Source organism: Pseudomonas atacamensis (assembly GCF_017167965.1).
GTDB lineage: Bacteria > Pseudomonadota > Gammaproteobacteria > Pseudomonadales > Pseudomonadaceae > Aquipseudomonas > Aquipseudomonas atacamensis.
This window is the reverse complement of the sequence record NZ_CP070503.1, coordinates 3,755,881-3,768,061: the sequence shown is the minus strand read 5'-3', so window position 1 is coordinate 3,768,061 and position 12,181 is coordinate 3,755,881. Positions and strand designations below refer to the sequence as shown.

General features: G+C 62.0%; 10 protein-coding genes. All 10 read right to left on the bottom strand.

The features are described from left to right. Nucleotide 1: 1 nt before the first annotated feature. Nucleotides 2–691 (bottom strand): GNAT family N-acetyltransferase, encoded by a 690-nt coding sequence (locus JWU58_RS17020; protein ID WP_206420599.1) that lies wholly within the window; start codon nt 689–691, stop codon nt 2–4. Between the two features lie 61 nt (nt 692–752). Further along, nucleotides 753–2,672 (bottom strand): hypothetical protein, encoded by a 1,920-nt coding sequence (locus JWU58_RS17015; RefSeq protein WP_206420598.1) that lies wholly within the window; start codon nt 2,670–2,672, stop codon nt 753–755. Further along, nucleotides 2,669–3,976 carry an oligosaccharide flippase family protein gene (locus tag JWU58_RS17010; protein ID WP_206420597.1) on the bottom strand — a complete coding sequence of 436 codons (1,308 nt, stop codon included), beginning with the start codon at nt 3,974–3,976 and terminating at the stop codon, nt 2,669–2,671. The genes JWU58_RS17015 and JWU58_RS17010 overlap by 4 nt, the downstream gene beginning before the upstream one ends. After that, nucleotides 3,973–4,974, bottom strand: coding sequence for a polysaccharide deacetylase family protein (locus tag JWU58_RS17005; RefSeq protein WP_206420596.1), 1,002 nt, complete (start codon nt 4,972–4,974; stop codon nt 3,973–3,975). Before JWU58_RS17005 ends, JWU58_RS17010 begins: the two co-directional genes overlap by 4 nt. A gap of 13 nt (nt 4,975–4,987) precedes the next feature. After that, nucleotides 4,988–6,124: a glycosyltransferase gene (locus tag JWU58_RS17000; protein ID WP_206420595.1), complete on the bottom strand. Its 1,137-nt coding sequence runs from the start codon at nt 6,122–6,124 to the stop codon at nt 4,988–4,990. Further along, complete coding sequence (locus JWU58_RS16995) at nt 6,117–7,085, bottom strand: glycosyltransferase (RefSeq protein ID WP_206420594.1); 969 nt, start codon at nt 7,083–7,085, stop codon at nt 6,117–6,119. Before JWU58_RS16995 ends, JWU58_RS17000 begins: the two co-directional genes overlap by 8 nt. Then, a complete protein-coding gene (locus JWU58_RS16990) occupies nt 7,082–8,449 on the bottom strand; it encodes an O-antigen ligase family protein (protein ID WP_206420593.1) in 1,368 nt (455 codons plus the stop codon). Before JWU58_RS16990 ends, JWU58_RS16995 begins: the two co-directional genes overlap by 4 nt. Continuing rightward, nucleotides 8,446–9,537, bottom strand: a complete 1,092-nt coding sequence (locus JWU58_RS16985; RefSeq protein WP_206420592.1) for a glycosyltransferase family 4 protein — start codon at nt 9,535–9,537, stop codon at nt 8,446–8,448. Before JWU58_RS16985 ends, JWU58_RS16990 begins: the two co-directional genes overlap by 4 nt. After that, nucleotides 9,534–11,126 carry a GumC family protein gene (locus JWU58_RS16980; protein WP_056784537.1) on the bottom strand — a complete coding sequence of 531 codons (1,593 nt, stop codon included), beginning with the start codon at nt 11,124–11,126 and terminating at the stop codon, nt 9,534–9,536. The genes JWU58_RS16985 and JWU58_RS16980 overlap by 4 nt, the downstream gene beginning before the upstream one ends. Nucleotides 11,127–11,142: 16 nt before the next feature. Beyond that, nucleotides 11,143–12,165, bottom strand: coding sequence for a polysaccharide biosynthesis/export family protein (locus JWU58_RS16975; protein ID WP_016774099.1), 1,023 nt, complete (start codon nt 12,163–12,165; stop codon nt 11,143–11,145). Nucleotides 12,166–12,181: the final 16 nt, after the last annotated feature.

Below are 12,181 nucleotides of genomic sequence, written 5' to 3'. Positions count from 1 at the left end.
TTCAGGCCGCCGTTGCTGGGACAGGTGGACGGGAAGTTTTGCGCAGTGCGTTCAGGCGCGACCCGCTGTAACGGGTTTCGCGATAAAAGCGCCAGCGACCGAACAGCGTGTAGATATTCATGATCCGCTGTTGTTCGGTATAGCCCATGCGCAGGTGCAGCTTGAGCGCCGGGATGTTTGTCGATTCACAGACATCGACCACTTTGCGGCAGCCTTTGATGGCCATGGCTTTCCACAAGCGTAGTTGCAGATCAACCGACAATTCGGTGCCCCAGTAGGCGCGAGTCAGTTCGCCACCGAACTCGAAAAACTCGCCAGGTTTCACCGGGAACCGGCAACCGTAGTAATGCCGATCAAAATAATCACGCGGCGAGCCCCAGATAAACGCCACGGCATCGCCATGCTCGTCGACATGCATATGCCCGGTGTGACCTTCATTGGCGAGTTCGGCCATGACGCCGACACGGTCGCCGAAGTAACGGGTGAAGGCGCTGGCGTTGTCTGCGGTGATCCGCATTAATCGCAGTGGCGGGTATGGTTTGAGGTTGTGCGGCGGCACGGGGCTGACCAGATCCCGTTCCATCCACAGCAGTTGCCGATGGGAAAAAATGTACATTCTGCGGATCTTCGCCAAGGTCGCTCGCAGACCTTTGCGACGGATATGTCCGCTGAGTTTTTTAAAGATATCCATGGTCTCTTCTCCTGATGAAAGTGCCGCGCGTAGCATCACGCTCGCAGGGCAGAAGGGCGGTTCATGAAGCGTTCCAGTTCAGGGCAAACAGGGTTTGCCCGGGTAATTCGAAACGCACGCGCCCGTGTTCGCAGGCAAATGGTGCGTCGCGGGCGCGATTGTCAGCGCCGAAGAAATGCAGGGCGCCTTGGTTGAGCGGGCACTTGGCACCGCTTAGAGCAACGCGTTGCAGGCGCGTGCCTTTGTTCACCCCGAGCAACGTGCGCTGCTCGTCGCCGGCCATCGCCAGTACGTCCACTTCGAAGGCGTCGTTATCCAGCTGCAGCACGTGCGGCAGCCAATGCCGGGCGATGAATTGCTGGGCCAGGCCGACCGGTTTCAGCTCGAAGCGATCGCCGGCCAACACGCGCACCATGCCCTTGGCGTAGGGCGGTTCGTCGGCCGCCTGAAACCAGTTGAGCATGCTCAGCAAGCCGTCCTGAGAAGCATTGATGACCACTGATGCCCACCACAGCGCGGCGTAATGAGTTTCCTGGTCGTACGGGCTCAGGCTCGAGCCACTGGACAGATTGGTCTGATCGAGTAGCAATGCTTTGCGCGGCTGACCCTTTGCGTCGAGGCCGACCAGCTCCGCGGCGCGGCGCACGCTGTCGCGGTAGACGCGAGTGGCGAGCAGGTCGCGGATCATCCATTCGTGCCAGGCCAACGCGTCAATCTGATCGGGCGCTTCACTGAGCAGACGCCGTGCCCAATCGATCCCGCGTTTGTCTGCGGCGTTATTGGCGAACGGGCCGTTGACCAGGCGCGAAGTGGCCGGCATGGCGATGCGCACACCGGCACTGGCATTGGCCGGATTGCTGCGAACCTGGCGGGCCATGCTGACGAAAATCGAGCGGTATTCGTCGTAGCTCGAATAGTTGAGATTCGGCTCGTCGGCGAAGCCGATGTAATGCGTGCCTTGACCATCCAAGGCACGAGTGCCGGCGAGCCACGTCTCGAGGCCGTTGCTGCTTTGCACATCGGCGCGCAGATTGGCCTGACGCCCGGTGCCGGCGAGCAGGGTAATGTCCTGGCGGATGCCGAAGCGCGTCTGATAAAGCTGACGAACCGGGTCTTCGAAGCGGGCACTTTTCGACGTTATGTCAACGTAGCTGTAGTAGCTCGCCGCACTCGGTTTCAACGCATCCAATGCGGCATGACTGCTCGCGGGCGGCAACAGATTGGGCAGCGCGATGCCCAGATCCGGAGTGCGCCCGAGCACCATGGCGTGCAGGGTCAGGCGGACCTCACCCGATTCTTCATGCACTGGCTGCAGCTGCTGCGGATTCTGCGCAAACAGGTTGGCCGTGCCATCGAGCCAGAACGCCGCTTTGCCGCTGCCCTGCAGGCGCAAGCGCCAGGTCTGAGGCCGGTCACTGACCGGCAAGGCCACTTGATCGAATTGCCAATAGGCGCGGTGGGGCTTAAGGGCCAGCGACAGCTGTTGTCCATCGTCTACACGCTGTGCTTGCAGCGCGTTGACGCCGCCATGGTATTTGCCGTTCAGCACCGCATGCTCTCCCGGTGCGACCTGGAAAAACAGCTCAGTACCATTGCGGGTTTCGACGCTGAAATGCACTTTGGCCGGACTGAACAGCGCCACGGTGGTTGCGTCATGCTCGACGCGGTAACTACGGAAGCTGTAGCCGGGAATCTCCAGGCGATAACCGGCAGCTCCCGGCACCAGCGGCCAGCTTTGCGAACCGCGAACCTCACTGGCCTTGATGAAGCGATCACCTTGCAAGCGGCCATAGCCGTCAAGCAGATAGATATGCTCTTCATTGGCCTCGGCCTGCCACGCCGGAACCCAGCGCACGGTGACTGTATCCGGGCGGTCGGCTTGCAGATACAGGCTGCCGTCGCGAATGTCGCCCCACTGCATCGGCGCAGCGAAGGCGTTCAGCGTCATGCCGAGTCCGAGCAGCAGGGCCAGGCGCTTCATGCGGCTTTCCTGCGGTGCAGCATCAGCCACATCGGGCTGAGGTCACCGGGCAGAATGAACAGCGTGTGCCAGAACGGCACGCCGCTCAGCCTGCAATAAAGCACCAGCATCGCCAGGGTCACTGCCAGATAGGCAATCGAGGACGCCGCCGCTGCGCCGACGATGCCGTAGCTGGGGATCAGCAGCAGGTTCAGGCCCAGGTTGAGCAACGCCCCAACCCCCATCATCAGCGAGACCGTGGCAGGGCGGTTCTTGCCGATCAGGTCCAGGCGCAGAATGCTTGCGTAGCACAGGCCCAACAGCCCCGGCAGCAAAGCCAGCAGTGCCGGATACGCGGGTTGGTAGGCGACGCCGAACAGGGTGATGATCAGCCATTCGCCGATCAGCGCCATGGTGATGCAGGCGCAAAGCATTACCGTCGCGGTCAGGCGCAGCGCCAGCGGCGTGACCTTGTCCATGCCCTTGTCCTGTTGCAGCAGACGCTTCATCAGCGGTGTGGTGACCGCTTCCGGAACGATCAGCAACAGTTCAGCAGCGGCGCTGGCCATGGCGTAATGGCCGAGCGCGCTGCTACCGAGCAGGGCGCCGATGAACAAGTAATCGGAGCGCAGGATCACCTGTTGGAACAGCAGGTCCGGATGGCTGCGTGCACTGAATTTCAGCAGCTCCTTCTGGCTTGCACGATCCCATTGCAGTTGCAGCGGCTGAGCGCGTTTGAGCGACATCCAGCCCACCAGCACCACCAGGCTGATACCGGCCAGCCAACTGATGAGCGCCGCTTCGAGTGCCGCCTCTTTCCACATCCAGAACAGCGCAACAAAAAGCAGCAGCGGTGCCAGCGATTCGATCAGGCGCAGGACATTGAAGGCGACCACGCCACCCGACGCGTTGTGCAAGGTCAGCAGGCCGCTTTTGAGCACGGTCAGCGGTACCGCCAGCAGCAACAGCCACGCCAGCAGACCGAGCTGCATCGTGACGTCGAGTTCGCTGCCAAATTCTCGCGCCAGCGCCACCACCAGCAACGTCAGCAGCCCGGCCAGCAGACAACCGAACACCAGCACCTGGGCGAGCAACAGCCCCATCGGCCGCTGGTTAGCCGCTTCATAACCGACTGCCGAATTCAAGCCGCCGCTGGTGGCCGCACTGATCAGATCCGGCAGGGTGCTGAGCAGGGCGAACAGACCGCGTTCGCTCGGCCCGAGAATCCGCGCCAGCAACACATTGCGCAGCAGGCGCAGGGCGATCATCGTCAGTTTGGTGCCCATGCTCAGGGCGAGGTGCTTGATGTAGCTGCCGCGACTCATGGCCGTGCCCCGCGAAAGATCCGTAGCGACAGCAGCTCCGGATTGCGCGCGGTACGTTGGCTGACGCCGAAGCGCGGCAGGTTCAGCGGGTCGCCGGCGCCGCGATAGAGTCCGGTGGACGTGCCAAGCGCAAACGGATAATCGTGATTGGCGACCTGCTCGCGCACGCGCTCATCGTTGTCGCCGTTGGGGTAGCAATACACCGGCAGTGGCCGATTGCAGCCGTTGTGCAGGGCGTCGCGGCTGCGGCTGATTTCTTCGTGCAAACGCATGTCATCCAGGCCAGTGAGGATCGCATGACTGGCGCCGTGGGGGCCGAAGCGCACCAGACCGGACGCTTCCATGGCGCGCACCTGATGCCAGTCCAGCGCTTGCGGCAGAGAATCCGGCGGACACTGATTGGTCAGACGTTCGAGTTCCTGCGGATCGAGGCTCTTCAGCCCCTGCAGGTAATGCAGCAGCGCCAGGCTGCGCCGGTCGACATCGATATCGTCGAGCAGTACCGGCAGCGGATGACCGGTGATGCGCAGGTGCTCGATCAGGTGCATGCGCGCCTTTTCGCCATGGCTGCCCCACAGCGTTTCACCGACGCTTTCCCACCAGAACCGTTGCCGACTGCCAATGAAATCGGTGGAAAGAAAAATGCTCGCCGGCACCTGATATTTTTGCAGCAGCGGATAGGCATTAACCGCGTTGTCACGCCAGCCGTCATCGAAGGTCAGCGCCACGCGCGGGCGCTCGGTGCGCAGGGCGTTGGGCTGCAACAACTCCATTAGCGGCACGCAATCGAAATGCTTGCGCAGCCATATCAGCAAGTGTTCGAACGCCTGCGGGCCGACACACAGTTCATTGCGGTGCGGCAGGTTGGCCGCACGGTCGTTGGCCAGCACTCGGTGGAGCATCAGGATGACCCCGGCCCCGTGCAACTGGCTGCGCCCCACGGACGAGTTGAGATAGAGCCAGCCGCTGGTGCGTTTTATCAGTTGTTTGATAGCCATGGCATGCGCCCTCTCAACGATTCTGGTCAGGATTCCACTGTGCGTACCGTTGCCCGCGCAGGAACTGCCACAGGCCGACGCTCATGCCTGCCAGCGTCACCAGCAGGAAGGCCGCGAGGCGGAACGGTTTCGGTAAACGGTGTTGCGAATCCAGCAGGCCGGCGATGGCAATCGAGTAACCGAGCAATTGCGCGAGCAGGCTCAGGCGATAGAAACCGTGCTGGTTCCACAGCCAGAAATTGCTCAGCAGCAGCGGCAACAACAGCACCGGCGCCAGTCGACGAATCAGTTTGTGGCTGATCAACGCGATCGAATACAGGCCGTGCTTGAAGGGATTGAGCAGTTCACGGCGTTGCGCCAGGCTCTGCAGGCCACCGACGGTGACCCGCTGGCGGCGACGCCATTGCTTGTCCGCTTCGTCGACGCCCTGATCGATCACCTGCGCCTCGGGCACGTAGACGATGCGTTTATGCGCCACCGGTGCGCAGGTACTGATGAAGAAATCATCGTTGACCTCGGCCGGCACGGTCTGGAATAGCTCGCGGCGCAAGGCGAGCAGGGCGCCGTCGGCGGAGACCATGCAGCCGGTGCGATTCTCGACCCGGCGCAACCAGCCTTCGTAATGCCGATACAGACTGTCGCCGATGCTCAGGCCACCACCGCTAACCGGGATCACCATGTGCCCCGCGCAGGCGCCGACCTGCGGATCGCTCAACGGCGCGAGCAAGTGGCCGAGGGTATCGCGCGACCATTGGTTGTCGGCATCGGTGAACACCAGAATGTCGCCGCTGCTCAGGGCGGCGCCGGCATTCAGGGTGGCGGCTTTGCCCTGGCGCGGCAGGTCGAGCACGGTGATGCGCGGATCAATCACTTTGTGCGCGCAAGCCACGGTGTCATCGGTCGAACCGTCGCTGGCCAGAATGATCTGCAACGCGGCCGGCTGATAGTCCTGAGCCAGCAGCGTGCGCAGCTTGTGCTCGATATGGCGTGCCTCGTTGTGCGCGGCAATCACGATGCTGACGTTCAGCGGCGGTGCGGGGGCATGTCGCCAGGCCGGGAACAGTGGCGCGAGCAAGGTGAGCAGCAGCGGATAGCCGATGTAGGCGTACGCTGGCAACAACAGGCACAGGCAAAAAATGAGTTCAGCCACGGGCAGGCCTCCTTGCATTCCAATGACACAGACCGAGAATCAATGCTGCGCTTGCCAAGTGCAGGCGCACCCAGTGCAGGCCCCAGAGCTGCAAGGTCAGGCTGAGGTTATGCTGGCCAATGCTTTGCCGCAGGCTGAGCAGCAGACTGGGCAGCAGGCCTGCCATCAGCAGCAGTAACGCCTGCTGCGCGTAGCCGCCCAGCAACGAAATAATCGCCAGAGCATCAAGCAGCCACACCAGTAACGAGAGCAGCGGAAACCGCAGCAGGCGCAGGCTCATGCCGTGGGCACGGAGCAATTGCAGGTGACTGCCCTGACGCCACAGTTCCTTGCCGACCCACTCGCGCCAGGTCATTTCGTAGCCCCAATGCAGAGCGACGCTGGTATTGACCGACAGCAGGCGAGCACCGTGTCTGTGCAGGCGCAGGGTGTATTCCTTGTCCTCGCCGGTGCGCAGGGTTTCGTTGAATCCGCCGACCTTGTCGAACCACTGCTTGCGCATCAGCAGGTTGGCACTGGGCAGCCATTGCACAGTGCGCGTGGCGCGGCCCGACGGGCGCAAAGAGCGGCGCTGCCACGCGGCGGCGAACCATGGCGCGGCAGCAGGGGTGTGCAGGTCGAGGCCGAAGACGTCGCCCCGGTCGTCCGCAGCCAAAGCGAACATCTGCTTCAGCCAGTCTTCCGGCATCTCGATATCGGCATCGATGAACGCCAGCCATTCACCGCGGGCAACCGTTGCGCCACGATTGCGCAAGGCGCCGATCAGCAGCCCGGGCAGCAGCAGAACCTGCGCGCCGAATGCGCGGGCGATCTGCTGCCCTTCGTCGGTGGAGCCGTTGTCGACAACGATCAGTTCACAGTCGATGTCGGCTGCGTGCGCGGCCTTGCTGGCGGCCAGCAGCGTTCGGCCAATGTGCCGGGCTTCGTTGTACATCGGAATGACAATGCTGATCCGGCTCATGCTTTGCCCTCCGTCAGCGCTGCCTGCTCGGCTTTCAGGCGCAGCACCCAGGTCAGCGCCAGCATGATCCACAGGTATTTCAGGTTCGGCGCACTGAGGAACATCAGGAACAGCGTCAATGACAGAAAGCTCATGCCCAGATGGGTAACCATGCTTGCGTGCTGCCACTCGCGCCGTTGCAGCCACGTGCGTCGTGCACGGATCAGGTTGTAGAAACCCTGCACCAGCATGCCGACAAACAGCAGGCCGGCGGGAATCCCCAGTTCGCTGAAGATCTCCAGATAAGTGTTATGCGCCCGGCGATACAGGTCGCCGATCTTGCGGTTGGCCGAGAACGCCTTGGCATAACCGGTGGTCGCGTAGTGCAGCGGAAAGGTGCCAGGGCCGGAGCCGAGCAGCGGATGCTCGCGAATGATCTGGCTGCCAACGACAATGTACGAGGCGCGACGGCCGAGGGATTCGTCCTGGGCCTTGGCCCCGGCGCTGAGGATGCTCAGCGATTGAATGCGTGCCAGATAACCGGCCGGCATCGCATAGATCGCCAAGGGCAGGATGATCGCAGCACCGAGCATGGCGAAGCCGAAATGCCGTGGACGAATGCGGGTCAACTGCTGGCGGTAGTGCCAGACCCCGATTGCCAGACTCAGCGCCAGTACCACCAGCCCTGAGCGCGACTCGGTTTTGGTCATGCCGCCGAGCAGCAACAGGCAGCAGCCAGCCCAGAACAGACGATGCAGCAGGTTCGGGCTGCGAATCACCAGCAGCAGGCCCAGCGGCACGGCGAAAGCGATCAGCAGGGCAAAGGCATTCGGGTCTTCGAGCAGGCCGGCGGCGCGGCCCTTGTCCTGGAATCGGCTGGAAAACATCGCCATCGCGCAGGTCGCGCTGACACTGAGCGTGACCAGTCGGGCGAACAGATCCAGATTCAACTCACGGCCGATCAACAGGGTGATCACGAACAAGACCAGGCCCACGCTCAGTTCACGCAGATGAGTCTGCGACATGCCCAGATTGTCGCTGGCGAACAGGCTCAGCAGGTACAGCGCCATGAAACCGATCAGGTAACGCCACAGATTGCTGCGCAGGCGCTGCGAGGGGATCTGGTGCAGCGCCAGTTGCAGCATCACGATTACTGCCAGCGAGGCACCGATCAATTTGCTGCCCGATACCGAGCTGTCCTTGAAGAAACCTTCGAACGGCACCAGCGCGGCAATGCCGAGCAGGCCCCAGGTTGGCTTGCGGTACAGAACGGTGAAACCGACCAGACCAATAACCGCCCCCGGTGCCAGATACGGCCAGGGACTGGCCAGCAAACCGAGGCTGACCAGGGCGAACAGACTGACGATCGAGAGCGGGAAAATCATGCGCGTGTCTCCCGTGCCGTTTGGATGTACAGCTGCGACCAGCATTCGGCCAAAGACTTGAGGTCGTAGCGCTCCTGTTGGGTGCGTCTGGCGTTGTCGCGCAACTGCGCGGCCAGCTTCGGTTCGGCCAGCAGTGTGTCGAGCTGGCGGGCGAGGGCGGCGGTATCCGTCGGCGCCGCGAGCAGGCCGTTGTGGCGGTCCTGCAAGACATCCGGAATGCCGCCGACCGCGAACGCCACCACCGGCACGCCGGCCTGCATCGCTTCGAGCAGAATCATCGGCGTGCCCTCGGTGCGCGAGCTGATCACCAGCGCATCGAGTTGTTGCCACCAGCCTTGCATCGCCGTCTGATAGCCCGGCAGGCGAATCCGCTGCTGCAAATCGGCAGCGTCGATACGCGCCTGCAAGGCCTCGCGTTCCGGGCCGTCACCGAGCATCACCGCGTCCAGTTGCGGATGCTGGTGACACAACGCAATCAGCGCATCGAGAAACAGATCCGGGCCTTTTTCACTGCTCAACCGCCCGACGTAACCGGCCAGCCAGCGTTGCCGCTCTGCCAGCGGCGGCATCGCTGGCGCCGGTGGCAAACCGTTGGGAATCACCTGCAACTTCTCCGCGCTCACGCTGGCCTTCAGATGCAGCGTGGCGATGCTTTGTGCCACGCAAACCACCCGTTTCACCGACGCCGTGCGGCACAGTTGCAGGCTCAGCCAGGTGTAGAACTTCTGTTTGCGACTGCGCGGCGTGAAGCCGTGCTGGGTGATCACCAGCGGCAGGCGCAACAGCGTGGCGCCGACCCAGCCGAACAACAGCCCTTTGAAGTTGTGGGTGTTGAGCAATGGTTGGTCGCCACGGCGCTGACGCAAGTGCCGCAGCAATTCGCCGAGCCCGGCACAAGCGCGAGCGTCCACCCCGGCTTCACGAAAGCGCGCGATCAGTTCTGGCGGCGCGTCGAGGAACAGCACCTGGTGCTGCCCCGGCGTGGCCAGGCAATGATCCAGCAACATCCGCTCGGCCCCGTAGAAGCCGCCGCTGCTGAGCAAATGAATGATCGGCAGGGCGACGATTGGGGTGGACACCGCGTTCAATTGCGCACCCAGTGAACCAGGCTCGGCATGGTCCAGTTCTTGTGCGGATTGCCCGGCTGCGACGTTTCTTCGTTGAGCACCAACAACACTGGCACGCCCAGTTCATGGCTGATTTGCGCCGGATGCTTGAAGCGATGGTCGAAGAACTCACGCACATAGACGAACGCGATTGCCAGCAGCAGCCCGGTGAACAGCCCGAATGGAATGATCAGCATCGGCTTGGGAAAAGCCGCTTCGGTCGGCTCGAACGGTGGACTCAATACCCGGGCGTTGGACAAGTCGTTGTCCAAAGCTCGTGTCGTGCTGCTTTCGGCAAAGCGTTGCGCATAGGTGGAAAACGCTGCGTGCAAGGCGCCGATCTCGGTGTCCATCTGGCGCAGCTTGCTTTGGGTCTGCTGCAACTGATGGATGCGATTCTTGAACTCGGCAATGCGCGCGGTTTTCTGCTCGATGACCTGGCTCACCACCGACAGGTCGATCGTGCGCTCCTGGATGCGGTTGTTGACCACTTTGAGGAACTGTTGGCGGGTGCGGGCAATTTGCTCGCGGGCCAGCAACATCGGCTCGCTGCCAGGCTGGAATACCGCCAGGTCATTCATATAGCGGCTGACCTGAGTGGTCAGCGCCTCGCCCATCTGCCTGATCTCGCGGTCCTCGAAGGCAATGTTGTCCACCGTCGTGGTGAAGGTGAACGGGAAGGTGTAGTCGTTGAGCTTGTTGGTGTTGGCGGCGGCCAGGCTGGTTTTCAGGTAATCGAGCCAGCGTTGGCTCTGCAGCAAGCGATCGCGATACAGGTTGAGTGCCTGCTCTTCGGTGTTGATCGCGTTGAGGCGAAAGGTGATTTCCTCTTTCGGGTCGGAAGAACCGACGCTTTCCAGCAGGCTCAGCCGCGCGCCTTCAAGACCATCGAGGCGCACCTGATACTGATGCTTCTTGGTTTCGTAGAACGAATGCGGCAGCTCGATCGATTGCAACGCCTGACGATCGACCAGATAGTTCTGCAGCAACGCGGCAACAAACGTTGTGCCTTGGGCCGGATCGGGAAAGCTGTAGACGATCGAGATCACATTGGAACCCGGCAGGGTTTCGATCTTCAGGTTGTCGATGGCGTCCTGGGTCAAACCGTCCAGTGCCGTGTCGCGCACCGGATCGGTTTGCATGCCCAGCGCATCACGCAGCGGATTGATCACGTATTCGCGCAGCGGCGTGCTGACGTAACGCTTGAACGGCTCGCCCGCCAGCTTGCTGAGCATCCCCGGCGGCGGGTTGTACTGACCCATGTCGCGCAGTTCGCTGATGGTCTGACGGATCAGCGCCGGCGAACGGAGGATGTTGCTTTCGGTTTCCATGTCCGCCAGCGACGGCGGAATGAAGGTGGCGCTGTCCTGGGTCAGCGAGGTGGTCGCATCGCCCTGAGACAGCTTTTTCGACTGCACGATGACCTGCGCGGTGATATCGAAGCTCTGTTTGAGCAACAACGGCAGGAGCAGGGCGATCACTGCAAAGGTCAGGAAGATGCGCTTCACCGTTTGCTTGTTGGCGAAGAAAATCCTGAAGAACTCGTGCAGGTAATTTTCTTTTGGGTTCATGTCGGTCACCTGAGAGTCAGTTGTCACTGCCTTTGTTGTCGACGCGGTAGCCGAAGCTGAAACCGACGCCCTGGAACAGCACCACATCAGCCAGTTGGCGGGCGAGTTCGCCGGCGCTGGCCAGTTTGGTTTTTGGCACGTAGAGCATGTCGTCCGGCTGCAGATAGGCGATTTGTGGCGCGTCCCCGGACAAGGCCTTTTCGACGTCGTAGTTCATCGCCTGCACCTGATTGCCGTTGCGCCGCATGATCACCACCGAATCCAGCCGCGCCTTGACGTTGGTGCCGCGCGCCAGAGTCAGCGCCTCGAGCACTGACACCGGCCGGCGGATCGGGTAGGAGCCCGGTTGTGCGACTTCGCCGAGCACGTAGATCTCGTTGCCGGCGGTGGACTTGAGCAGCACATCCACAGTCATGCGGCCCGGCAGTTGCGCGTATCTCTGATTGAGGAAGGTTTCCAGCTGATTGACGGTCATGCCTTGCAGCGGCACCGCGCCGATTTCCGGAAAACTCGCGTAGCCATCAGTGCCGACGGTGATCTCGCGGCTCATGCCGGTGGCCGGATGGTTCAGCGCACTTTTAAGGTTCTGCTCGTTGCTCAGCGGGCTGAGAATCTGTACCGAGAGCTGATTGCGGTTGGGTTGGAACAGTTGCTTGCGCTGATACGCACGCTGGATTTCCTGACGGGCTTCTTCGCTGGTCAGCCCGGCGATTTTCACCGAGGTGTTGGCGCCCGGCAGTTCGATAGTGCCGTCGGGCAGCACCAGTTGCGTGCCGTTGAGCTGACTGGCGGCGGTGAAATTCAGGCCGATCTGGTCACCTGATTGCACGCGGTAAGCGTCCGAACCGCTGGTGCTGATGTGAAAGATCACATCCAGCACGTCTTTCGGGCGCAGGGTCTGTTCGACCCGCGGCATGTCGGTGGCCTGGGCGTTGGCCGGTGTGGCGGTGAGAATATTCACCGGCATGTTGCGGGTCTCGGAAGTGCTGGTGCAGCCCGCAAGCGGCAGCAACAGCAGGACAAGCATTCTGGCGTTCATGGCGTCATCCTTTGCG